Annotated in this window: 19 protein-coding genes and 7 tRNA genes; 8 read left to right on the top strand and 18 right to left on the bottom strand. The window is 35.4% G+C overall.

Features of this window, described 5'->3' with window-relative positions; genetic code table 11:
• Positions 1-4 precede the first annotated feature (4 nt).
• From araA to DKK70_RS04230, 3 genes are all read left to right on the top strand, one after another.
• Entirely contained in the window at positions 5-1516 is a 1512-nt protein-coding gene (araA, locus tag DKK70_RS04240) for an L-arabinose isomerase (protein ID WP_110432871.1), read from the top strand.
• A gap of 74 nt (positions 1517-1590) precedes the next feature.
• On the top strand, positions 1591-3012 hold the full coding sequence (locus DKK70_RS04235; protein WP_110432870.1) for a sugar porter family MFS transporter: 1422 nt from the start codon (positions 1591-1593) through the stop codon (positions 3010-3012).
• An 89-nt stretch (positions 3013-3101) separates the two neighbouring features.
• Complete coding sequence (locus DKK70_RS04230; RefSeq protein WP_110432869.1) at positions 3102-3794, top strand: L-ribulose-5-phosphate 4-epimerase; 693 nt, start codon at positions 3102-3104, stop codon at positions 3792-3794.
• 185 nt (positions 3795-3979) lie between these two features.
• On the opposite strand, the gene era is transcribed toward DKK70_RS04230, so the two are convergent.
• From era to DKK70_RS04190, 8 genes are all read right to left on the bottom strand, one after another.
• Positions 3980-4885 (bottom strand): GTPase Era, encoded by a 906-nt coding sequence (gene era / locus DKK70_RS04225; RefSeq protein ID WP_110432868.1) that lies wholly within the window; start codon positions 4883-4885, stop codon positions 3980-3982.
• Positions 4882-5556: a ribonuclease III gene (gene rnc, locus DKK70_RS04220; RefSeq protein ID WP_110432867.1), complete on the bottom strand. Its 675-nt coding sequence runs from the start codon at positions 5554-5556 to the stop codon at positions 4882-4884. Before rnc ends, era begins: the two co-directional genes overlap by 4 nt.
• A gap of 11 nt (positions 5557-5567) precedes the next feature.
• On the bottom strand, positions 5568-6569 hold the full coding sequence (gene lepB, locus DKK70_RS04215; RefSeq protein WP_110432866.1) for a signal peptidase I: 1002 nt from the start codon (positions 6567-6569) through the stop codon (positions 5568-5570).
• A gap of 20 nt (positions 6570-6589) precedes the next feature.
• On the bottom strand, positions 6590-8386 hold the full coding sequence (lepA, locus tag DKK70_RS04210) for a translation elongation factor 4 (RefSeq protein WP_110432865.1): 1797 nt from the start codon (positions 8384-8386) through the stop codon (positions 6590-6592).
• 127 nt (positions 8387-8513) lie between these two features.
• Positions 8514-9452, bottom strand: coding sequence for a MucB/RseB C-terminal domain-containing protein (locus DKK70_RS04205; protein ID WP_181415905.1), 939 nt, complete (start codon positions 9450-9452; stop codon positions 8514-8516).
• Between the two features lie 81 nt (positions 9453-9533).
• Positions 9534-10094 carry an RseA family anti-sigma factor gene (locus DKK70_RS04200; RefSeq protein ID WP_110432863.1) on the bottom strand — a complete coding sequence of 187 codons (561 nt, stop codon included), beginning with the start codon at positions 10092-10094 and terminating at the stop codon, positions 9534-9536.
• A 47-nt stretch (positions 10095-10141) separates the two neighbouring features.
• The gene (gene rpoE, locus DKK70_RS04195; protein WP_110432862.1) at positions 10142-10714 is read right to left on the bottom strand and encodes an RNA polymerase sigma factor RpoE; all 573 of its coding nucleotides are present in this window, start codon (positions 10712-10714) and stop codon (positions 10142-10144) included.
• A gap of 197 nt (positions 10715-10911) precedes the next feature.
• Positions 10912-13383 (bottom strand): class I adenylate cyclase, encoded by a 2472-nt coding sequence (locus DKK70_RS04190; protein WP_110432861.1) that lies wholly within the window; start codon positions 13381-13383, stop codon positions 10912-10914.
• A gap of 108 nt (positions 13384-13491) precedes the next feature.
• On the opposite strand from DKK70_RS04190, the gene DKK70_RS04185 reads away from it, so the two are divergent.
• From DKK70_RS04185 to DKK70_RS04175, 3 genes are all read left to right on the top strand, one after another.
• Positions 13492-14118, top strand: coding sequence for an NUDIX hydrolase (locus DKK70_RS04185; RefSeq protein WP_110432860.1), 627 nt, complete (start codon positions 13492-13494; stop codon positions 14116-14118).
• A gap of 333 nt (positions 14119-14451) precedes the next feature.
• Positions 14452-15252, top strand: a complete 801-nt coding sequence (locus DKK70_RS04180) for a YdgH/BhsA/McbA-like domain containing protein (protein ID WP_110432859.1) — start codon at positions 14452-14454, stop codon at positions 15250-15252.
• A gap of 232 nt (positions 15253-15484) precedes the next feature.
• Entirely contained in the window at positions 15485-16990 is a 1506-nt protein-coding gene (locus DKK70_RS04175; protein WP_110432858.1) for a hypothetical protein, read from the top strand.
• A 299-nt stretch (positions 16991-17289) separates the two neighbouring features.
• Here DKK70_RS04175 and DKK70_RS04170 read toward each other — a convergent pair.
• From DKK70_RS04170 to DKK70_RS04125, 9 genes are all read right to left on the bottom strand, one after another.
• Positions 17290-17364: transfer RNA gene (locus DKK70_RS04170), tRNA-Gln, on the bottom strand.
• Between the two features lie 22 nt (positions 17365-17386).
• Positions 17387-17471, bottom strand: a tRNA-Leu gene (locus DKK70_RS04165).
• 176 nt (positions 17472-17647) lie between these two features.
• Positions 17648-17732: transfer RNA gene (locus DKK70_RS04160), tRNA-Leu, on the bottom strand.
• Positions 17733-17809: 77 nt separating this feature from the next.
• Positions 17810-17884 (bottom strand) — tRNA-Gln (locus DKK70_RS04155).
• Positions 17885-18068: 184 nt separating this feature from the next.
• Positions 18069-18143: transfer RNA gene (locus tag DKK70_RS04145), tRNA-Gln, on the bottom strand.
• Between the two features lie 25 nt (positions 18144-18168).
• Positions 18169-18253, bottom strand: a tRNA-Leu gene (locus DKK70_RS04140).
• A 37-nt stretch (positions 18254-18290) separates the two neighbouring features.
• Positions 18291-18367 (bottom strand) — tRNA-Met (locus DKK70_RS04135).
• A 117-nt stretch (positions 18368-18484) separates the two neighbouring features.
• Positions 18485-19582, bottom strand: coding sequence for a multifunctional CCA tRNA nucleotidyl transferase/2'3'-cyclic phosphodiesterase/2'nucleotidase/phosphatase (locus DKK70_RS04130; protein WP_110432857.1), 1098 nt, complete (start codon positions 19580-19582; stop codon positions 18485-18487).
• The gene (locus tag DKK70_RS04125) at positions 19583-20197 is read right to left on the bottom strand and encodes a TIGR04211 family SH3 domain-containing protein (RefSeq protein ID WP_110432856.1); all 615 of its coding nucleotides are present in this window, start codon (positions 20195-20197) and stop codon (positions 19583-19585) included.
• Between the two features lie 225 nt (positions 20198-20422).
• Between DKK70_RS04125 and DKK70_RS04120 the strand changes: the two genes are divergently transcribed.
• Both DKK70_RS04120 and DKK70_RS04115 read left to right on the top strand, forming a co-directional pair.
• Positions 20423-22540 carry an alpha-galactosidase gene (locus DKK70_RS04120; RefSeq protein WP_110432855.1) on the top strand — a complete coding sequence of 706 codons (2118 nt, stop codon included), beginning with the start codon at positions 20423-20425 and terminating at the stop codon, positions 22538-22540.
• A 339-nt stretch (positions 22541-22879) separates the two neighbouring features.
• Positions 22880-23884, top strand: coding sequence for a substrate-binding domain-containing protein (locus DKK70_RS04115; RefSeq protein ID WP_110432854.1), 1005 nt, complete (start codon positions 22880-22882; stop codon positions 23882-23884).
• Between the two features lie 93 nt (positions 23885-23977).
• Here the strand turns inward: DKK70_RS04115 and DKK70_RS04110 are convergent, their stop codons facing one another.
• Positions 23978-25756: a carbohydrate porin gene (locus DKK70_RS04110; protein WP_110432853.1), complete on the bottom strand. Its 1779-nt coding sequence runs from the start codon at positions 25754-25756 to the stop codon at positions 23978-23980.
• Positions 25757-25983 lie beyond the last annotated feature (227 nt).

The raw sequence follows: 25983 nt of genomic DNA, 5'->3' as shown, positions 1-25983 counted from the left end.
CATTATGTTTGTTTATAAAGAAGCTGAAATTTGGTTTGTCGCCGGTAGTCAACATTTATATGGTTCAGAAGCACTTGAACAAATTAAGAAAAATATTCAACAAGTCACCGATTATTTTAATCATGAAGCCAATTTACCGGTTAAAATTGTTCTTAAACCACTTGCAACCAAGCCTGACGATATATTTAACCTTTGTCAGGAGGTGAATTATTCTGCCAAATGCGTAGGCTTAATTACATGGCTACATACCTTTTCGCCAGCTAAGATGTGGATTAATGGATTAAGTCATCTACAAAAACCGCTACTACAACTTCATACCCAATTTAATGAAGTCGTTCCTTGGGATTCAATGGATATGGATTTTATGAATCTCAATCAAACTGCCCATGGTGGCCGTGAATTTGGTTTTATCGGTTCACGTATGCGTCAACCACATTCACTGGTAACCGGTTATTGGAAAGATAAAGAGGTCCATGAACAGATTGCAAAATGGATGCGAGTTTGTGTAGCAATTAATGCAGAAAAAACCATGAAAATCGTTAGGTTTGGGGACAACATGCGAGAGGTTGCGGTAACTGAAGGGAATAAAGTTTCAGCACAAATTAAATTTGGCTATTCAGTCAATACTCATGCCGTTGGTGATTTGGTGTCGGTAATTAATGCTATTACTGAGGGGGATATTGCGCAGTTGATTGATGAATATGAATCACTTTATCACCTCACTCCTGTTGCGCAAATTAATGGTGAGAAAAGACCAAACTTAATCGATGCTGCAAGAATCGAATTAGGTATTGAGCAATTCCTTAAGCAGGGTAATTATTGCGGGTTTACCACCACATTTGAAGATTTATACGGTATGACACAACTACCGGGGCTTGCCGTTCAGCGATTAATGGCCAAAGGCTATGGCTTTGCTGGTGAAGGTGATTGGAAAACTGCTGCGTTACTTAGCACTATGAAATTAATGGCCAAAGGACTTTCTGGCGGTACGGCTTTTATGGAGGATTATACCTATGATTTTACCAAAGGGAATGAATTAGTTGTTGGTTCGCATATGTTAGAAGTTTGTCCCTCTATTATAGATGATGGAATCAAACCTTTACTTGATATCCAACATCTGGGAATTGGCGGTAAAGCTGATCCTGCTCGACTTATTTTTCCATCAAAACCCGGGGCGGCAATTAATGTCAGTCTGATCGATATTGGTAATCGCTTCCGATTAGTGGCTAATGAACTCGAAACAATCAAACAACCTTACGCACTACCTAAACTACCGGTAGCATGCGCGGTTTGGAAACCAAAACCATCATTGAAGGTATCAGCTGAAGCTTGGATTCTTGCTGGGGCTGCACATCACTCGGTTTATAGCCAAGCACTTTCTATGGATTATTTGCGGCTTTATGCACAACTGCATAATATCGAGCTATTAGTTATTGATGAAGATACCCGAATTAACGATTTTAGAAATGCGTTACGTTGGAATGAGATTGCGTATTGTAATCCTTATGCTGGATAAATTTTATTTAGTTTAATAATTGGAAATATTCTTTCCAATTATTCTCAGAATTAAAGAATAGAAGGAATAATAAGATGGATATGAATACGCCTTTAACGACGAATAAAATGGCAAAAGATTCTGCCAAAAGAATGACTTTTCTAATCGGTTTCTCAGCTGCAATGGCCGGATTATTATTTGGTTTGGATATCGGTGTTATTGCAGGAGCTTTACCGTTTATCACCATTGAGTTTGAACTCACGACTCAATTGCAAGAATGGGTAGTGAGTTCCATGATGCTTGGGGCTGCTTTCGGGGCCTTATCCAATGGTTGGTTATCTTTTTATTTAGGAAGAAAATATAGTTTATTAGCCGGTGCCCTATTTTTTATTATAAGTTGCTTTGGATCAGCTTTGGCAGCTAACGTAGAAATTCTTCTAGTTTGGCGAGTTATTTTGGGCTTTGCCGTAGGTATCGCATCGTATACCGCACCACTCTATCTTTCTGAAATGGCTCCAGAAAATATTCGCGGTAAGATGATTGCCGCTTACCAACTTTTAGTCACCATTGGTATTTTAGTAGCATTTCTCTCTGATACCTACTTTAGTTATACCGGCGATTGGCGGATGATGTTGGGGATAATCTCTGTTCCGGCAATCATTTTATTTATAGTTGTCATCTTCCTTCCAAATAGTCCTAGGTGGTTAGCCTCAAAAGGACGACTAAATGAAACACAGAAAGTTTTAGCGTCAATCCGTAGCGATCCGCAAAAAATTCAACAAGAATTTAATGATATCAAGGATAGTTTGCAAGAAAAACAACAGGGATGGACACTATTTAAAGCAAACAAAAATGTCCGCCGAACGGTTTACCTAGGTATGGCATTACAAGCCATGCAACAATTTACCGGTATGAACATTATTATGTATTACGCACCGAAAATCTTTAGTCTTGCCGGATTTGAGAGTACCCAACAACAAATGGTTGCAACCATAATTGTTGGTCTTACCTTTGTATTAGCGACATTTATTGCAATTTTTACGGTTGATAAATTAGGTCGCAAACCGATTCTCAAAGTCGGCTTCGGTATTATGGCATTAGGTACATTGATATTGGGTGTTTGTTTACAACTAATTGAAAATGGCAATCCATCGTCAATCACATCGTATGCTGCAGTGGGTATGGCTATTATGTGTATTGGTGGTTATGCAATGAGTGCCGCACCGGTAGTGTGGATTTTATGTTCTGAAATTCAACCACTCAAAAGTCGTGATTTTGGTGTGACTTGTTCAACTGCGACTAACTGGATATCAAATATGATCATTGGTGCTACATTCCTCACATTATTGAGTCATATAGGTGTTGCTCAAACATTTTGGTTATATACCGGCATGAATGTTCTGTTTATTTTCATTGTGATTTTCTTTGTACCGGAAACAAAAAATATTTCATTGGAGCGTATTGAAAAAAATCTGATGCTAGGCAAAAAGCTTCGTCATATCGGCGATGTTGACTAACGGTGAAGTTTAAGTATAGGACGATATCCGTTGATATGGTCCTCTGCTTATTACTGATATTTGATTTATTATAAAACAGGATTTTTGGTATGTTTACTGAATTAAAAGAACGCGTTTTAGCTGCAAATTTGTTATTGCCTTATTATCAACTAGTAACATTTACTTGGGGAAATGTATCTGAAATTGACAGAAATAATGGTGTTATCGCTATCAAACCTTCAGGTGTGGCTTACGATAAGTTACAACTGGACGATATGGTTATTGTTGATCTTGAAGGAAAAAAAATTGAAGGGAAACTTAATCCTTCAAGCGATACCCAAACGCATATTGAACTTTATAAGGCTTTTGCTCAAATTGGCGGTGTTATACACACTCATTCAAGAAATGCGACAATTTGGTCGCAAGCAGGATTAGATATTCCAGCTTTAGGCACTACTCATGCAGATTATTTTTATGGTGATATTCCCTGCACTCGCAGACTAACCACTAATGAAATAGCCAACGATTATGAACGCAATACTGGTAAAGTTATTATTGAAGAGTTCATTAAACGTTCCATTGATATATTAGCAATACCTAGTGTGCTAGTATCCGGGCATGGTCCTTTTGGTTGGGGAAAAAATGCTAATGATGCCGTACATAATGCAGTGGTACTAGAAGAGATTGCCGCTATGGCATTAGCAACTCGCAATCTGAATGTTGGCATAAAAATCCAACAAGAGTTATTGGATAAACACTATTTTCGTAAGCATGGTAAAAATGCTTATTACGGGCAATTATAGATGCTAACTATTTTTTAATATTCGAAATTTAATTTAACTAGCTTTCCAAAGTAGGATGTTGGCTTTAATAACTAAAATTTTTAAAGGAAGCAATATTGGACTATTTAAAAGTCATAATCGTGACTTTTAACTGGAGATGATAAAAAATCAGGCAAACTTTTTGCCTGATTTTTTAGAGGTACAGATTAATCGTCACTATAACCTAAGCTACGCAGCGCTCTTTCATCATCAGCCCAACCCGCTTTGACTTTTACCCATAATTCGAGATGGACTTTGTTATCAAAAAAGAGTTGCATATCTTTGCGAGCTTCAATGCCGATTTTTTTGATTTTTTCACCTTTGTTACCAATAACCATTTTCTTTTGCCCATCGCGTTCAACTAGGATTAAACCGTTGATGCGATACATGCCGGTACGTTCGTCAACTTTGAATTGCTCAATTTCAACCGTGACAGAGTAAGGTAATTCATCGCCTAAAAAGCGCATTAATTTTTCACGGATGATCTCTGATGCCATAAAGCGTTGTGAGCGATCAGTAATATAATCTTCTGGAAAATGGTGTTGACCAACCGGTAAATGTTTTTTAACAATATCTTTGATAATGTCAACGCCTTCCCCTTTTTCGGCACTAATTGGCACCACATCTAGGAAATTAATTTTTTGACTAATTTCTTGGATGTGAGGTAGTAGTTGGGTTTTATCAGTTACATTGTCAATTTTGTTGATCACTAATAATATAGGTGCTTTACAATCCTTAAGTTTACCTGCAACCATCTCATCATCTTCATTCCAGTGCGTACCTTCGACAACAAAGATAACCAATTCAACATCACCAATTGAACTGCTAGCAGCACGGTTCATTAAGCGATTGATAGCTCTTTTTTCTTCAATATGTAAGCCTGGTGTATCAATGTAGATAATTTGATCGTCACCTTGGGTATCAATCCCGACAATACGATGACGAGTGGTTTGTGCCTTACGTGAAGTGATAGATACTTTTTGCCCAAGTAATTGGTTTAATAATGTTGATTTGCCGACATTTGGTCTGCCAACTATCGCAACAAATCCACAATGTTGTTTTGATTCTGTCATTTTATACCTAATTGGTTTAATGCTTCTTGAGCTGCGGCTTGTTCAGCCTTACGACGGCTTAAACCTCGCCCTAAATATTGGTGATCGTCGTTTTCAATTTTACATTGAATCAAAAACTCTTGTTCATGATTATCACCCGTTACTTCAAGGATTAAATAACAAGGTCTTTCATGTCGTATACCTTGTAAATATTCTTGTAACCGCGTTTTGGCATCTTTTTGCTTAATACCTGGTTGAATTTGCTTTAGGCGAGTTTGATACCAAGATAAGATTAAGCGACGAATGTTTTCAATATTACTGTCCAGATAAATAGCGCCAATGATGGCTTCTACCGCATCGGAGATAATTGACTCCCGACGAAAACCACCACTTTTCAATTCACCTTGACCTAATATTAAATAATCTCCGAGTTTGAATTCTTTACCCATTTCGGCAAGGGTCTGACCACAAACTAGACTGGCTCGCATTTGGCTAAGGTCACCTTCATCTTGCTTGAGGAATCGATGATAAAGTTCATCAGCAATAACAAAACTTAAAATCGAGTCCCCTAAAAATTCAAGACGTTCATTATGCATCTTATTAGCACTGCGATGTGTCAGAGCTAATTGAAGTAAAGTTATATCTTTAAATTGATAACCAATAGCTTTTTGTAGTTGATTCAAATTTTTCATAGTCATCGCAGTTAGTGGATTCCACCTATTCGGCTAAATCGAACCCCTGTTGGCCATTCATCAGGTTGTTTTTCAAAGCTAACCCAAATAGCTGTTGCTCGACCAACAAAGTTTTCTTCAGGTACAAAACCAAAATATCGACTATCACCACTATTATCACGATTATCACCCATCATAAAGTAGTTACCTTCTGGTACTACCCAAGTTGCTACTGGTTGACCCTTTTGATGATAAAAGTAAGTTGGATCTTCGGTTATACCTTGCGTTGTTAAGATGTCGTGCGGTTTATCACCAAGTGTCTCTTGTTGGATTTTTATATCTAACGTAATTCTATTTTGCGAATCTACAATACCTTTATCTTTATATTGTTCAAGCGTATAGAAAATCGGCGCAGATTTATCTTTTTCGTGTACTTGTTTCCAATTGCTTGGCTGCGGTTGTGTGTAGTGCAAATCTAATTGTTCAGTTCGTTGACCAACACAATTACTATCAGTTGTTTTACACGCAGGATAAATAACTATTTTCTTTTCATTAACCAAATAAACAATCTTATCACCAGGCAAACCAACCACACGTTTAATTAAATCCATTTGCGGTATGTTAGGGTGTTTAAAAACAGCAACATCACCTCTCTTTGGTGTACCGGTTGCAATTAATACTTTATTATTAATAGGGTTTCTTAAGCCATAAGCAAATTTTTCCACAGCAATAAAATCACCAATTAATAAGGTTTGCATCATTGACCCTGATGGAATTTGAAATGGTTCATAAATAAATGAACGAATAACAAATACCACAAATAAAACAGGAAAGAATGATGATATGCTCTCTACCCAACCTTTTGGTTTTCCAACCTCAGCAAGTATTCGACCATCTACCTCACCATTATGGGCTTTACGCACTTCTTCAACTTTACGTTGTCTAGCTGGTTTCCAGCGGAATTTTTCCAGAAACCAGAAGATAGCCGTAATAAATGTTGCAAATGTTAATATGATGGCAAACATTCCAGCCATTTTTTTTCCTCTTTAACGAATTAATCTTTACCTACATGCAAAATAGCTAAAAACGCTTCTTGAGGTAATTCAACATTACCTACTTGCTTCATACGTTTTTTACCCTCTTTTTGCTTCTGTAAAAGTTTCTTTTTACGACTAACATCACCGCCATAACATTTGGCTAAGACGTTTTTACGCAGTTGTTTTACGGTTGAACGCGCTATAATATGATTGCCAATTGCGGCTTGAATAGCGATATCAAACTGCTGACGCGGAATAAGATCTTTCATCTTATCAACCAGCTCTCGACCACGATAAGGTGCATTATCTCTATGGGTGATAAGCGCTAACGCATCAACCCGCTCACCGTTAATTAATACATCCAATCTGACCATGTCAGCAACTTGGAAACGTTTAAAACTGTAATCTAGTGAAGCATATCCGCGCGAAGTTGATTTTAGTTTATCGAAGAAGTCCAAAACAACTTCAGTCATTGGAATCTCATAAGTTAATGCTACTTGATTGCCATGATAAACCATATTAATTTGCACACCGCGTTTTTCAGCACATAAAGTAATTACATTACCTAAATAGGTTTGTGGGACCAATATGTTACATTCAGCAATTGGTTCACGCAGTTCTTGAATGTTATTGACTGCCGGTAATTTTGCTGGGCTATCAACATAGATAATTTCATTTTGTGTAGTTAAAACTTCATAAACTACCGTTGGTGCAGTAGTAATTAGATCAAGATCATACTCTCTTTCTAATCGCTCTTGGATGATTTCCATATGCAATAAGCCAAGAAAACCACAACGGAAACCAAATCCTAATGCACCAGAATTCTCAGGCTCATAAAAGAGAGAAGCGTCATTAAGGCTTAATTTACCTAATGCATCACGAAATGCTTCATAATCATCAGAACTAGTTGGAAATAATCCAGCATAGACTTGTGGTTTCACTTTTTTAAAGCCAGGTAAGGCTTTATCTGCAGGCGTTCTAGCTGATGTTAATGTATCACCTACAGGTGCACCTAAAATATCTTTAATTGCACAAACCACCCAACCTACTTCACCACAATGTAAACAATCTTTATCAACTTGCTTTGGCGTAAAGATGCCTAAACGATCAACATTATAAGTCATGCCGGTACTCATAACTTTGATTTTGTCACCTTTATTTAACTCACCATTTTTGATACGAATTAGTGATACCACGCCTAAATAGTTATCAAACCATGAATCAATAATTAGTGCTTGCAGTGGTGCATTAGAATCCCCTTCTGGTGCAGGGATATCATGAACCAGTTGTTCAAGTACATCAACCACGCCAACCCCAGTTTTAGCCGAGCATCTTACTGCATTGCTAGCATCTATCCCAACAATGTCTTCAATCTCTTCGGCCACTCTTTCCGGTTCAGCTGCCGGTAAGTCTATTTTATTAAGTACCGGTACGACTTCAAGATCCATATCAAGTGCGGTATAACAGTTAGCAAGGGTTTGTGCTTCAACACCTTGTCCGGCATCAACCACCAGTAACGCACCTTCACATGCGGCAAGTGAGCGAGATACTTCATAGGAAAAGTCAACATGCCCAGGTGTATCAATGAAATTAAGCTGATATGTTTGGCCATCTTTAGCATGATAATCTAAAGTAACACTTTGTGCTTTAATTGTAATACCACGTTCACGTTCTAGATCCATTGAGTCTAGAACTTGTGCTTCCATTTCGCGATCAGAAAGTCCACCACAGATTTGGATAATACGATCAGAAAGCGTTGATTTACCATGGTCAATATGGGCAATAATTGAAAAATTGCGAATATTTTTATTCATATCAATAAGTTATATTTTAGTTATGTACTGTTAATTATCGTTAATGTTATTGGCTATAAATAACAAGTCAAATAATCACGAAAATAGAAGCAAACATTCTACACATTAATAGTCAGTAAGCATAGTGTTATCGAGAGGTTTCCGGTGATTTCTCAACAATATTTTGCGCAATTCTTTCAATCGTGGCTTCGGGTAAATTACCAATAATGATAATGTTTTTGTTACCCAGATTAGTCGAAAATATTGTGCGTCCACCTTGCTGAATAAGTTGATTTGATTGGCTTGCCTGCTCTAAAGAGACATTTACCGTAAAAGAAAATACACCATCAGAAAACAGTTTGGTCGCTATATCAGAACTATAAAAATTGACATTATAGGCGGCAATCTCTTTAAATCCTTTTGGCAACCATGCTAAACGCCAAGCATCAAGTAAATTATTCTGTTTCTCGATTGATAATAGAATTGGATAGGTTCGATTATCAATATAATTTTTAAATTTTTTGGCATCAAAACTAGCATCAATATCTAACACTTTTAATTGATTAACAATATCATTATCATCATCAACTAAATCTATTCGCAATGGTAGGAAATTTTCATCGTCGATCCAGATAACATAACTATAACGATCTCTATCTTTAGCTAGTACTTTAACTAATTGGACACTACGATTGGCTGTCCTAGTTTTACCTAATAAAATAAAGTCATAAATACTTGCTAACGAGTTAAAATCATTATAGACAACGTCAGGAAAAGCCTCAGTTATACGAGAACTCGCAATTGAAAATGAAGGGCTATCCGGTTGAAAATAACTGGTAGTATTGTTATGTAATATGATCTCTTTTGCCGGTCCTTCAAGATAAAGCAGTTGTGCATTAATATTTTCTTTTTTGGCGGCGCCTAGGTGATTATATTCGAAAGTTGTAGCAAATTGGTCTCTATCTTGAGATAGAAAGTGAATTTGATAATCACTGGTTTGCACTGCTTTACCCATTTTATTTAATAAATTTAATGCTTCATTTGTTTCAGCCGCTATCGCTGATGTAGAAAACAATATAGAAAACAATATAAAAAACAGAGTAATAATAAAATTGTTACTCTGTTTTGACTTATAATTTATTAAAGAAAATAAAAAATTCATATTTATTTAACGGGCATTCAACCTTTTTTGTAATTCATAATCTTGAACCAGCAATCGAATTTTATCATATTGTCTTTTTTCAAGTAATTGCTGATCGTTATGTTGTTGTATTCCACCAACAGGGGCAACATTAACCCCCATAGGTACAGTATTAAGTGTTGGAACCCCACTAGCATCATCAGATTGACCTTGATGATATTGAACCCCAGCAATAATGGCTAAAGTGACACAAGCAGCAAGTCCAACTTGGCTAACTTTAGCCATAACGTCTTTAGCTCGCAGCCAAAACAGATTTTCAGCTTTGGGAATTGAAATCTCTTCTTGTGATGGTTGCTCGGTTAGTTGTGGATACAAATCATCATCCGCGATTGCCATAGCAACTTGATTACTAATATCTAATGTTAATGAACTAGCGTGCAATTCTCCCCGCATTGCTTCTCTCACGATGTGATATCGATGCCAGCAGGATTGCAAACTTTCATCATGGCTAACCATATCAATGAAGTGATCATTAGTAGACTCACCATCCATTAATAATGAAAGTTGCTGTTTCTGTTCTATTTGCATAGTAGATACCTTAATTTTTTGCTACTTATTTTAATTTATTCAGAGCGTTAATTGATTAATGGTTTTATTTTTTCATCAATAGCATCACGGGCTCTAAAAATCCGTGATCTCACTGTTCCAACTGGTGTACCCATAATTTCGGCTATTTCCTCATAACTTAGGCCATCAATTTCGCGTAAGGTGATGGCCGTTCTTAAATCATCAGGTAATGCTTCAATTGCGTCAAATACCACTTTTTCAACTTCTTTAGAAAGTACTAAACTTTCTGGATTATCAACATCTCTTAATGAGTCAGCACCTTCGTAACCTTCAGCCTCACTGGCATCTATATCTGAAGAAGGTGGTCGTCTACCTTGCGAAGTTAAATAATTCTTTGCTGTATTAACCGCTATTCGATACAACCAAGTATAAAAAATACTTTCACCTTTGAAAGAGCTTAATGAGCGATAAGCTTTTATAAAGGTTTCTTGCACAACATCTGGGATTTCAGAAGGTAAAACATAACGTGATACCAAATGAGCGAGCTTATTTTGATAACGAACCACTAATAAATTAAACGCATTTTTATCTCCGTTTAAAACGCGTTCAACTAAAACTTGGTCTGTTATTTGCTCCCCCATTAAAGGCCATTCCTCATTATGTTAACACTATTAGTGTGGCCCAAAATTGTGCACTCTAATAGTTAGATTCATAAATTTAAAAAAAGTTCCCATTATTTTAATAGAAAATTTATTTTTTAAGCTAATTATTTAATTTTTTATTACGTTATATACTAAAAAGCTCGTTTCTCAATTTTTTAATAAGCCTGTTAATTAACCTAATTGAGTAAAAATATTTCGCGTTTACCCGAATCATTATAAGTGATTTGATAGAATTGTGGTAAATTAAAATTAACAGAACTACTGGTAGTAAAGGTAAAGCGGTCATCAGATAATACATAGAAGTCATTAATATCTTTGACCATGTTTTCTTTGGTGCCGTTACAATTACGGTAAATTTCGATCTGATTATGCTCGTTTAAAATATATAAATCAAATCCATTTACCGTGTCTTCAAAAAAGAATTGAATAATACCTTCATAAGCGACACTATCTATTTCTTTAGGTAATTCATTACTTTCATCTAAAATATTAAGAGGTCTACCTTGAACTTTATTATTGGATACTGCACCATAAAAATCAATGGCACTCTCAAACTGATGGTATGAAACGCCAAATCGCTCAAAAAATAGATACCATGACGCCCCATCAATTCTTAATGGTTTAACTTGGGTAAAATTATTTTTTGTCGTAGATAAGCGTAAATCTACACAATCATACATCAGCTTCTTCATCTGGCTTTTAATTTCATTGCTGAGCTGATTACTATAACAAAAAATCTCAACCGAATTGGGTAAATCAGCATCTTTATGCATGCGATTAAGTAAAGCTTTTATGGCTTCGAGTACACATAGGCTACCACTAAAATGTAACACTCGAATTTCATTCCATGAATTACGGTAAAGCAAATCAATTGAACTAACTAAGCTTAATTCTTGTTTACCATAATTTAAGACATTGGTGCTGATCTCATCTTCTAATTCTAAATTGATTGTTGGATCATTTTCTAAATTCAATATGATAGCTAAATGACGTATTTCACATGGCCCATATAACTGCTCTTCAGTAGCTGAAGGAACTTCAATTGGAAAATAATCTTTAAGATCTTTAATCAATTTAGTGATTTTTTGATTATCTCGGTCATCACCATCATAATAATGAAATTGGGTTGAATCGGAAATCAACCCATTAAAGTAACACCATCCAACTAATTTGACTAAATATTTACTGTATTCTAAATATTGATGCCCAACGATCGAATTTAATGTAGGACTCTGGTTATAAACATACCAACCAGCTCGATTAATTCGATCTTCTTTAACATGAATAAAGGTCAAGACATCTTCTTGTAAATTATCGGAAATACTCAATTTTAATGTGGAGATTTTACCCGGTAAAACTTCAAAAGATGCATATAATTTGCGAGTTAATATCGCTAAATCTTGCGGACTAATGAGGGAATCTAGATTGTTGCGCCGTCCAAAATTAAGTAGATTACGATAGCCTGTCATCATGGTATGAAGCAATATTTCGTGTATTTCACGAACTTGCTCTATTTTCCAAGTTTTACTAGCATCTAATTTTGCTAATAATGATTCATGCCATCCCCATTGTTGCACAAATTCATTTAACACTGCACGTCGCCATGATGGTGAATCACAGTTGTGAGATAATTTTTCATTCACTTTTAAGTAAAAGCAATGTCTGACCAATTCGAGGCGCTGAAAATCTCTAATCTCTATCAAATAATTCGAAATTCGATCTAATAACATCGAGTAAGAATCGAGATAATTATGCGCATGTATTTCACCTTTTTGAATACATTCTCGCATCTCAAATGCAATAGGCCTATTCTTTGGATAGATCGAAGAATAAGCTTCAAGTAATAGTGTTTTTAATACAGCTTTGAATGGTGAATCAATACTTTTATAGAGTTGCCACAGACTTGCGCCAAAATACTCTTCGGCAGATAAGCCGGTTAACGGTCCAAAATCGATCCATTCTTCACGTTTGATGATATTAGATACCACTAATGCTTGGACACATTTTTCATAGGTTGGATAAGTGACATTATTGACCGTAAAATCAGAGGGAACAGCAAACCATAATAATCGTTTACCAGCTAAAAGATTGGCTGAACGATAAAATTCTTCAAGCAGTAATATGTGTTGAGCAGAGCCACAGTTTTCACCCATTAAACATTCATGGTGTTGATTGATGAATCGGTCGACATCAACAACAAATAACGTCAGTTTTACCCCTAATTCTTCAGCCCAAACTTCAATCAATCGGCACTTTTTGATTAATGCTTGTTTTTGAGTTGTAGATAAATTATTTTCAATACAGATCCATATATCAAGATCCGATGTGGTAGATTGCCCAATCGAACAAGTACTCCCCATAGAATATAAAGCAGAAATATCCGCGTAATTTATGTTATTTGAGTGATTAAAATCAAAGTCTTTTTTTAATTGATCAATAATTTCTTTGGGTGGTTGATAATATGCAATACCTAATGGCGTATCTTCACTAACATAACCTGGTAGAGCAGGATGATGAAAATGAAATAAAACTGGCAATAATGAAAAAACACGATGAAATGCCGAAGACATACCACTTTGAGCTCGATCGTGTTTTAATACTGCAAGATCATCAAGTTCTTTTTTTATGTTATTAATATCGTATTGCATAGCATAATTCAGGTGAAAAAGGTGTACTATTGACGAACAATTTCTCCAATAATTTTTTATTATAACGTAAAAAGAATGTAAATTTAAAAATAAAACGAAATAAATATTATGATCACTGTAGAAAAAATATCACAATCTTTGAAAAATACCAAAAACCAATTTCAATTGATAAATAAAGCTGCTGTTTTAATACCTATTATCGAGGTTGAAAAACAATTACACCTGCTTTTTCAAATACGTTCGAAAAAACTTAAATGGCAACCAGGTGATATATGTTTTCCTGGAGGACGAGTTGAACCATCTGATATCAGTCCCGAATATACCGCTAAACGTGAAACTTTCGAAGAATTAGGAATCGCGATTGATCAAATAACCATTTTAGGACAATTACCTAAATTTATTGCGTCATTTGCTATGAAAATTTATCCTTTTGTAGCAAAAATTGATCAATTAGATAAATTGGATAATTTGCTAATCAACCATGACGAAGTTGAATCGGTATTTACCGTACCGATTGCCTGGTTTATTAAGCATCCACCCAAACAAGCAACTATGTTTGTTGGGTTTAAACCTGATAATGATTTTCCCTTTGATCTAGTGCCAAATCGAACAGCAAATTGGCAAAAAAGATCGGAACATAAGATCCATTTTTATCACTATAATGATTTTGTTATTTGGGGATTAACTGCGCAAATTATTAACAACTTTATCAGCACAATTAATGATGATATTTAGCGTTAATGCATGAATTTATTGAAAAAAACTTTGATAATTTTGAAAGATTTTTTAGCATAAAATGCTTAAATATATTTTTTTAACAAAAAAGCAGATCGATATCTACACAAATATTTTGATTAATATATACTATTAAACAGTTATTTTTCATTTCCACCTTTTCCACACTGTTTTATTTAGCTGTTTGAAAAAATTAGTAACAGATTGATATCGAGAGCGTTTTTCGTTTTCTCTACTCTCATGCAAACCCTCACAGTATAAGCATTACAAACTTAGTTTAAGCGTTACAAATTGTTTTTTAATTTTTATAACATAAATACAAAGGACATTATTATGAAACGTTTTAATAAATCATCTATTGCATTAGCTTTACTATTATCTTTACCTGTTGCCAATATTTATGCAGCACTACCTTTAACCGCTGACGAAAGTCAATACTTAATCCCTTTTAAAGAAATTTCTGTAACTGGTAGCTACTTGCAAGCACAAAATGCAGAAGATGATATATCTAAAGCTGCCGATGAAGCTGGAGCTAAATATTATCATATAACTGGTATTCAACAGCCAGCTACAGGTACGACAACTGATCGGGCCGTTGTTTATGCTGATATCTATAAATCAAATGCACCTATTGCTGTAAGCAAAAAAGAAGTGACCCATAACGGTATTGTGCTTTATCCGCGTTCTAAAGCGCTTTATTATTTACCATTTGCGGTCGTTAAATTCCGAGGTGATTACAATAACACTTCTGAAATTATGGATGCAGCGAGCAAAATCGCTACCGAAAAAAATGCCTATGCATTTTATGTTTATTCAATTATGCCTAATGATGTAAAAAATCGTGAGCAAGATATTGACGTTGCTTTATACCAAAAAGATGCACCGGTTCGTGATGTTATTATTTCCAAAGCAATAGCCGGCCAAGATGCTTATGAAATCACCGACGATGCTTTCAAAATAATGCAACCTTATGAAACTATCGTGTTCCATGGCACATTTAACAACACTAGCGAAATTAGCGCTGCTGCACAAAAATATGCTATCGCTAACGATGCCCATTTCTACTATGTAAAAGAAGTATCAGCTAATCCTGCCGATACTATTCAAACCGTTTATGTAAATTTATATAAATAACGCTCCATTACATAATTATCCATGTGTTAAATATCATATTTTTACACATGGATTTTTACGAAAATAAACTTTTAGTTTCAAGATCTACCTAACAATGCAATTCATAAAAAAGATTTTTATCCCCAAATTAGGCATTTCACGATTTAAGTTTGTAGTAATAAGTATCAGCATAATTTAAACACAATAAATGTATCTTTTTTATTTAAATTTAAGAATTAAAAGGTAAGGTAAGATGATGTTATTGAAAGGATTTAAATTTATACTGTTTTTTCAATTTCCATGGTTAACACGATTAATCATGTTTTTTTTAATTTCAGTGTTTTTAATGAACAATATAGCTTTGGCTTTGGATGCCAAAACAGTAGAAGTTATTCATGGTTCCGCCCCCTATTTTATTAATCCAGATGCGATAGGCATAAATGGATCTCGAGAATATAATCAACAAAACTTTCACTATTTTGGAGTAAAATTACAAACTACAATAAACTCTGAATTAAATAGTTTAAACGACACAATAAAGTCGATAAATTTTCCTCAGGTTGATCCTAATACAACCACACCAAATCAATTGTTAACTATGTTAAAGTCTGATTATGGTTTTGAACCTATAATAATGCCATTTTCACCTACTAATCCAATTGATAGCCAGAACGTCTCTGATGATGATGGCGATGATATAGCTAAAATAAACCCACCTGATGGCGGTTTTAAAATAGATTGGTTCTATCGAGCAGCCAATATATCCTATTTATTATTGGAATCAGATAGAGATAGAACCTTTTGTGAGCTAGCACGGTTGGGGTGGAATCCATATATCAGAATTTCAGGCACTATCGCTTTAGTTTCTGAATATGGCATACCAAATTATACAATTTATCCTACGCCTAAAAGTGACTTTTTGATTTACAATGCGATCAAACCTACCGTTTGTGCCAATCGACCATCAATTGTAAATTCATTCTCTTTCGAAAATCGAGATTACACTGGTGACTGGGCACATTTAACTTGGGGCGATAACAATCAATACATAGTTGATTCTGGCTTCGTCAATAAAGTCAGTACTGGTGGTTTTCCTACTACTGGATTTGATCAGGCACGATTTCTCATGTTTATAGCCGGCGCACCGTTTGATTTATCGACAATAGCATCATCCAACAGTTCAAAAGGAGTAAATGTAGAGATAAAAAAAATTAGTGACACTGATGTAGATAGCCATCTAGCTAACACGGCTGTTCAAGTCAAATTGCTAGGAGAAGCCACTGAAGCAAATCCTACATTTTCTATAAAATCCAATGGTGAAGATATTTATTCTTTTACTATTAAGAAATGGTTCTCGGCACCCAGCCAAGATTTTTATCCTTATAATCAACATACAAGTATTTGTCAGGGGAACTATGTCGTTCCATCTATTGAAGATTTAACCAACAGTGACCAAAGTCTTATAACTAGCGGTGGTGCTTGCCAATCTGATAATAGGTCAGATAACTGTCTAGCCATTACAACTAATCACTATTATCGTCGGGTTGGAAGCAATCTTTTAGCTGAATGGGGTGATGTAACTAACGAAGAGAATTATTATCATCACGCGTATCCAGGTAACCATTTCCCTAAAGGGCGTTTATATTGGACTTCGGACGAAAGAGATAGTAACAACCAATACGCAGTAGGTTCATCAAAAGGCGCTATTGAATGGCAGTTGAAAGATAATGAATTATATTTTGTTTGTGTGCTGAAATAGAAAATATATTCATAAATTGCGTTATAAGAGGATATAGCGCAATTTTTATTCTTATTGGTTAAAAAATTTTAATTTAGCTTTTAAAAAGTAATTAATTAACTTCAGTATTTGCTATTAGAAGCAAATTATCATTTATATACTAAATAAACTAAATAAACTAAATAAACTAAATAAACTAAATAAACTAAATAAACTTAATCAAAAAAATAAATAGTGACTAATTTTACAAAGACTATTATCAATTAAAATTAATCAAATCACTCAACAAAATAATGCATAGATAATGTCTGAAAATTGAATGGCTGGGGTACAAGGATTCGAACCTTGGAGTGGCGGAATCAGAATCCGCTGCCTTACCGCTTGGCTATACCCCAATATGTATTGAAATGAGAGATTTGGTACGGGTAGTGAGATTTGAACTCGCACACCTTTCGGAACTAGAACCTGAATCTAGCGCGTCTACCAATTCCGCCATACCCGTATAGATATGATTATAAAGGTAAAATGAAAAAATAAAAATAGTTTAAGTAAGCAGATATCAAAAAATAAATATCCTGAAATAGCAAGGTAACAAAAATTAAAACCTGAGGCTCGCGAGATCAAAACCCGCAGTCTTACCGCTTGACTATACCCCAATATGTGTTGAAATGAGAGATTTGGTACGGGTAGTGAGATTTGAACTCGCACACCTTTCGGAACTAGAACCTGAATCTAGCGTGTCTACCAATTCCGCTATACCCATATAGATGTGATTATAAAGGTAAAATGAAAAATGATAATAGACTTAATAATCAGATATCAAAAATAAACACCTTGAAATGGCTGGGGTACCAGGATTCGAACCTGGGCGTGGCGGGATCAAAACCCGCTGCCTTACCGCTTGGCTATACCCCAATATAGGCTGAGATGATATATCTGATACGGGTTGTGAGATTCAAACTCGCACACCTTTCAAAACTAGAATCTGAGTCTAGCGTGTCTACCAATTCCGCTATACCCATATAGATGTGATTATAAAGGTAAAATGAAAAATGATAATAGACTTAATAATCAGATATCAAAAATAAACACCTTGAAATGGCTGGGGTACCAGGATTCGAACCTGGGCGTGGCGGGATCAAAACCCGCTGCCTTACCGCTTGGCTATACCCCAATAAAGGATAGATATTAAAATTAAATGGTGCGGGTGAAGGGACTTGAACCCCCACGCCTTGCGGCGCCAGAACCTAAATCTGGTGCGTCTACCAATTTCGCCACACCCGCATTATATACTCTCGGTAAAAGTACAACTTAATCTTAATGGTGGCTACGACGGGATTCGAACCTGTGACCCCATCATTATGAGTGATGTGCTCTAACCAGCTGAGCTACGTAGCCATTTCATTCGCAACGTCGTAAGCAACACTGCGACGCGCATTATGCTTGTGTTACAGCAAATCGTCAACCCTTTTTTTTAGATATTTTGAAAAAAAGTGATGATTGATTAAGATACAATCAATTACCGTTTAATAACGCTTCAATTCGCCTTTTTTGTAACTCTTCATGAATTAACTTTCCGCTATAACCGTCGGCAATAATATTTTGCACATTGACACCAAGTGCTAATTTATATGCCTTTTCAAGGTATCGTGCTTGAAGAAAAGGTTCGGTTTTAGCATAAGAGTGGCTAGCAATGATTAATTGCTCAAGATGACAAGGATTACGCCAAACATCTATTCGATTGAATAACCCAATAAGTTGTGCGGCGGTTAATTGTGTCACTTTTTCAACATCATGATGGTATTGCTGCACCATAATCGCCAATTTTGAATACTCATTTGGCGCTTTAATGCGTAAACATAGTTTTTCAAGCTCTGCTTTTGATGGAAATTCACCGCATAATACCGCAAAACGAATTGTTACATCATCAGTTAACAAAGTTGATTTCTTTAATGCATCTATAATAGTGTTAGAAAGTAAAAGAGATGGAAATAATAGCGATAAAGCGCCACATTGTTCCAGCACTTGAAAATAAACTTGCGGATCTGCGCTTGCTAATGCTTTTTCGGTCTCTTTCCATACGCGTTCTGCAGTAAGCGTATTTATTTCACCAGCTGAAACCATCTCTTTCATCAACTTCTTAGTTTCCGATGCAATAGTAAAGCCTAAATGATGATAACGCGCAGCAAAACGAGCAACGCGTAAAACCCGTAAGGGATCTTCTCTAAAAGCAGGTGAAACGTGGCGTAATAATTTTAGTTTGAGGTCTTCAATGCCATGATAAGGATCAACAATATTACCATCTTCATCCATGGCAATAGCATTAATAGTGAGATCTCGACGGATTAGATCTTGTTCTAAGGTAATATCCTGACTAAAGTCACAAATAAACCCTCGATAGCCTTGCCCCGATTTTCGTTCGGTTCGAGCCAATGCATACTCTTCTTTAGTTGTGGGGTGTAAAAAAACAGGAAAGTCTTTACCAACCTGTTGAAAGCCTAAAGCCAAAAGCTCATCAGGTGTCGCACCAACCACCACCCAATCACGATCAATAATAGGGAGATGCAATAATCTATCTCGAACTGATCCACCAACAAGATAGATTTTGCTCATTTAATTCATCCAACGATCTTTTTTACGACGACCAGGCATAATAGCCGGCAAAATAAGACCTAAAAGAAAACCGCCACCAGCAACTAATCCGCCATAAGTAAACCAAGTTACAATAAGATCTCGGCGTTTATCATCCATTTGATTTAACATTGATTCAAGCTTAATTCCTTGCGTGCTGTTAAGTTGTTCTAATTCATTATTCTTATTTTGCAAGCTTTCAATGGTTTGTTCTGCATTTTGTAATTTCTCTACATACTCTTTGACTGCTTGATCTTTATACTTTTCGGCGTTTTCAACTTTATCTTTGTATTCTTCAAGTTTTGCTTCTAATGTCGGTAACAGTGCTCTGAGACTAAGCTGATCTTTCAATTTTGTTGATTCAATCCAAGCGGAACGTCCATTAGCGAGTTTTATTAAGCTATATTTACCGTCAGCACTTTTTTCGAGTTCGGTGACCTTATCACCTGCTTTAACCGAAGTTGAATAAGCATATTGTGTTCCTGGACCACGACGCAGATAAATATCATCCTCTTCTGTCACATATTTATCTGTAGCATTGACATAAAAAACCAATGTAATAAAAGAAAGTAAAGTAATAATAATCTGTTTTTTCATGATATTTTATATTTTTCATCCATAATAAAAACATAATAACACAAAAAATTAGCTTTTCGCACAACCATTTACAATTAAATTTAATTAATTCCTTAACTCAAAAAGCACAAAATGAAAGCGATTACATTTATTGAGATCTTAATCACAAAATTAAAGATTAATGATATAAATTAATATAAATTCTGATTATTCTACTACCGCAAATGATTAATATTTGGAGAGAATATGAACTGCCATCTTACAAACCATGATATAGACATTATCTTACGCACTCAACCCTATGCTGAACTCTGTTATTTTGGTAAGCGATTACAAAAAATAACTACTGATGCTATCGATATGCTCATACCGGCAGTACCTAATGCACGTATAGATATTGATGTACCTTTCACCCTTTGCCCAGAAGAAGGCGTAGGAAATTTTAGCACCCCAGGGCTTGAAGGTCACCGAAATGGTAAAGATTGGTCACCGGTATTTGTTACCCAAAAAGTAACCAAGAAAAAAAATGATATAACCATAATCAGTGAAGATAACATTGCGCAACTTCGTTTGACCAGTAAACTTATTTTAGATGAAACGGGAGTTTTACAATGCCAAAATAGCCTGACTAATTTAGGTGATGAACCATATCAAGTTAACCGTTTATCCGTTACATTACCCATTCCTGAACGAGCGTTAGAATTAATGGCGTTCAGTGGTCGTTGGATTAAAGAGTTCTTCCCTCACAGAACAAAAATACAACATTGTGGATACCTACAAGAAAATCGTCGCGGTCGTACTTCCCACGAATACTTTCCCGGTATGGTAGTTGGTACCGAGGGATTTAAAGAACAAACAGGCGAAGTGTGGGGCGTTCACTTAGGATGGAGTGGTAATCACCGTTTTCAAGTTGCAGTAAAAAGTAATGGTAAACGCTTTATCCAAGCCGAAGCCCTTTATCTTGCCGGTGAAGTATCATTAGCTAAAGGTGAAACATTAAGTACACCTTGGTTATATGCAACTTACAGTGATGAAGGTTTAAATAAAATGAGTCAACATTTTCATCAATTTTTACGCAAAAATATTATTCATTTTGCGAGTGATAAACCTCGTCCAGTTCATCTAAATACTTGGGAAGGTATCTTTTTCGATCACAATCCTGATTACATCATGAAAATGGCGACGAAAGCAGCGCAAATGGGTGTTGAACGTTTTATTATTGATGATGGTTGGTTTGGTAAACGTGATGATGATTATCAAGCATTAGGAGACTGGTATTTAGATAAACGCAAATATCCAAACGGTCTTGAACCGGTTATTGAACATGTCAAAAAACAAGGGATGGAATTTGGTATTTGGGTTGAACCTGAGATGATCAGTAAAAATTCGGATCTCTATCGAGCTCATCCAGACTGGTTACTTGAATTACCTGGCTATAATCAACCCGAAGGCCGCCATCAATACCTACTTGATTTACAAAATCCAGCAGTCTTTAACTATCTTCTCGAAAGATTAACATGGTTACTTAGCAGTTATGATATTGACTATATCAAATGGGACATGAATAGAGAGATTGTTCAAGCAGGCCATGAAGGTCAACCAGCGGTAGTTGGACAAACTAACGCGGTATATCGTTTGATGGATATTCTGCAACAAAAATACCCTAACGTTGAAATAGAATCATGTTCCTCTGGTGGTGGTCGTATTGATTTTGAAGTTTTAAAACGTACTCAACGTTTTTGGGCATCCGATTCGAATGATGCATTAGATAGACAAATCATACAACGCGGCATGAGCTACTTCTTCCCTCCTGAGGTAATGGGTGCACATATCGGTGGCAAAACCTGTCATACCACCTACCGTGAATTAGATATGAATCTACGCGGATTAACCGCATTATTTGGACATATGGGCGTCGAGCTTGATCCAGTAAAAGAGTCCACGGAAGAGCAAAAAGGCTTTACACACTATATTCGTTTACATAAACAACTACGTTCATTATTACATAGTGGTAACAGTGTTCGTTTAGATGTTGATGATAGCGCCGCTATGCAAAGTTATGGTGTAGTAAGTCAAGATAAAAAAGAGGCGGTATTCGTCATAGCACAATTAGCATTACCAACTTATGCATTAAGTGGTAATTTACGCTTAACTGGATTATTGGCTGATAAAGAGTATAGCATCGAAATTCTCGATCTACCTAATCACATCGATCCACAAGTAAATGGTCACGCCATGAAGTCATTTCCAAAATGGATGACAACTGATACCACTCTTTCAGGCGATTGGTTAATGAATATTGGCTTACCATTACCGGTACTTGATCCAGCTACAGCAATGTTGATAAAAATAACAGCTAACTAACGGTATCTGTTTAAATTTTAGTTAAATTGAGGGGAATTTAAGCTATTAATCATTCCCCTAATTAATAAATCTAAACTGAAACGATTCAGGTACTAATGGTTTGTTGGCAAAGCCATATTTTTGCATTATTATCTTTTGCTAAGTTATAAACTTAACAGGTTACGTATCTGTTTAAATTATTTAAGATAAATAAAGATGTTTTAAGTTACGCTTCTCGCTCTCACTACAAACCCTTTATTGACTTAATAGTTAATAGTTGTGAATAACTTTATATCAAAAAATAATTGAGTATAAAGTTTACAAAAGTTTCATTGGTAGTAATAATTTTAAAGGTTTTTTATGGCGACAATAAAAGATGTTGCAAATTTAGCTAAAGTTTCCGTTGCAACAGTATCACGGGTGATCAATAACGCTGAAAATGTGAGTGATAAAACTCGTGAAACAGTAAAAAAGGCCATGGAAAAGTTAAATTACTACCCTGATGCAAATGCTCGTGCTTTATCGCAACAAAACTCTAAAACGATTGGGATTGTTGTCGCTGATGTATCCGATCCTTTTTTTGGCGCAATGGTCAGCACAGTCGAAAAAGTTGCCTCTAAAACTGGACATTTTTTGTTAATTGGTAATGGTTACCATAACGAACAACAAGAATATAATGCGATTACTCACTTAATAGAACATCGCTGTTCATCTCTGGTTGTTCATGCAAAAATGTTACCGGATAACAAACTGGTGAGACTTATGGAGCAAGTACCGGGCATGGTATTAATCAATCGTTCACTTAAAAATTTTGAAAAACGTTGTATTTCACTTGATGATCGTTATGGCTCATACCTAGCAGTTAAACATTTAATTCAGCATGGACATACTAAGATTGGATACTTATGCTCCAATCATGAAATCTCAGATTCATCCGATCGACTACAAGGTTATAAAGATGCATTAAAGGAATATAACCTTGAAATTAATAGTAATTATATTGCCTTTTCCTCACCAAATGAACAAGGTGGAGAACAAGCAATGATGGCATTACTTGAACGTAACCGAGAAATCACCGCAATTGCTTGTTATAATGATTCAATGGCCGCGGGTGCAATGTCAGTTTTATATGATAATGACATAAAAATTCCTACAGATGTCTCTATTATTGGATTTGATGACCTGTTAATTGCTCGATATTTACATCCGAAATTAACCACCATTCGTTACCCACTACATACCATGGCGGAACAAGCTGCGGAACTTGCATTGCGACTGGCAAAAGGTGAAGAACCGCCATCAAACTTAATCAATATTTTTACTCCAACATTAACAAAACGATATTCTGTTAACAAAATAGGATAATCAATATTAAATTGGAAAATAGTAATAGAAAAATGTCAAAAAATTAATATTAATGGTTTTCGACATTTTTCTATTTTATGCCCATAAAATTATTTAAAACCAAACTTCGGTTTGCACACCAAAACTAATTTGATTGTCCTTACCATTAAAATCAAATTTACTGATATCATTTTGCAAAGACTCTATATATGAAATATAGAAACGGATATCAGGTCTTGAAGTCAAAATACTCTCACCCACTTTAAATGAATGGAAAAGCGTAGTTTTAAAACCTTCTTCATGATAACTTTTACCCTTAACTTTATTTTTTTGGCTAAAATAACCGACTTCTATACCACTTTGATTATAAATGTCCCATATATAAGCTGGTCTTATAGCTGATTTGAAACTGGAAAAATCAGTATGGGCTAAATTGAGATCATATGAGTAAACATCCGTCCCAGTGGTAAGTGCAAGTGCATGAGCCACTATCACATTATCGGCTAAATAAGCTTCACCTTCCGAAACCAGACGATAGGCTTTTCCTCCAGTATGAGTACCAATATAGTCATTATCAGAATTAGCTGCAAATTCAGGGTTATTTGTATTAATGTTAGCCAACTGTGAGGCAACTGAATTGGTTGCAGTTTGTAAGGTTAATTGATTAAATCCACCAAAGAAATTATTTTGTCTAAGAACAAAGCTCCCTAGCCAAGCATTTTTTACACTAACACTATCTTGAATTTTTGACTTATTAGGTGCCGAATAACGGCCATTAATTGCCAGTGTAGCGTCTTGCCATAACGGTATATCTCGATAACGAAACTCTAATTCATTTAGATCAACTTCTTCACGCTTAGTGACCTCTTTTGTTTCAGTTTGACCGTTCTCAACGACCTCGACTTTTTTAGTTGGTTTGACATTAACATCGGCTCTGACTAAGGCTAAATCAAGTTTACCTGCACCAATATCTAAACCTTCAAGACCTATTCCACCACCCGCTGGCGTTTTTTGTGTTTTCCAATCCAACATTTGAATTTCATTATATGGTAGTGAATGTTTACCTACCCATAAATTTGCATCAGGAAATGCAGGAATAAATCCTTTTGTCGATAAATAAATATCCGAAAATTGCATAATATTATCATCTTGGGTATTAAACAAACCAGCAGCCTTATTAGTAGCCACATTACCATCAATCATAACAATGGCATCCACCCTATGACCATCTTCATCATACACCTTCTGTTTGAATACCAGATCATACCAACCACCATACTCATTACCAAATCGACCTAAGGCTCCTTCTGCATAATTTTTAGGTTTACCATTTTTTGAAGTAGACCAACCACCACGGAAATAACCATTGAATGCAAAACCTATTTCATCTTTGATGTAATCTTTAAATTCTGAAAGAGTAAATGAATTCTTAAGTAGATTTGTTTGCAATGTTGGATCAGTATTATCACTTGGTTTAGTATCGTTAACTATAACGATCTGATTGACGACTGCCGGTTGCTGTTGAATCACAGAATTAGATTGAATATGGGTTGAGGTATGGATCGGTTTTGATGCTGGAGGTTGAGTTGAAGTTTGCGCGATAGCAATATTTTGATTTTTCAATGCTTGCTGTTGATGATTAATAACAATTTGTTGTTGTTGAATGTTTTTATTTAATTGTGCAATTTGTTCATTTGATTCAATCACTTGTTTTTTCAAATCTATAGATTCTTGAGTAAGTGCTAATAATTTTTGTTCTAACATTGATAATCTTGCTTCTAATTCATCTTGCGTTGCCGCAAATGAGGTTGGAACATAACACAAGCCAAGTAACGTGATTAAAACAATGCGTTTAGGTTTTACTTTTAATACTGCCTTAGTTAAATATTTCATTTTTCTCTACTCTTTTTATAGAAATTAAAGAAGTCTCTTAAATTTGAGACAAAAAAAAACCTAAAAAATAGCTATGGCTATTCTTTAGGTTTTGCCCATACAACTTCGGTAGCAATCCACTGCTTAATAAATAAGCTTTTTTAATATAACTAATTTAATTTATGATTTAAAAATTAAATCCCGGTAATGTGACACATGTCACATTAAAATTTAATTACTACTGACAT

The sequence above is a fragment of the Gilliamella apicola genome (assembly GCF_003202655.1).
Classification (GTDB): domain Bacteria; phylum Pseudomonadota; class Gammaproteobacteria; order Enterobacterales; family Orbaceae; genus Gilliamella; species Gilliamella apicola_R.
This window is presented reverse-complemented; position numbering and strand designations above follow the sequence as displayed.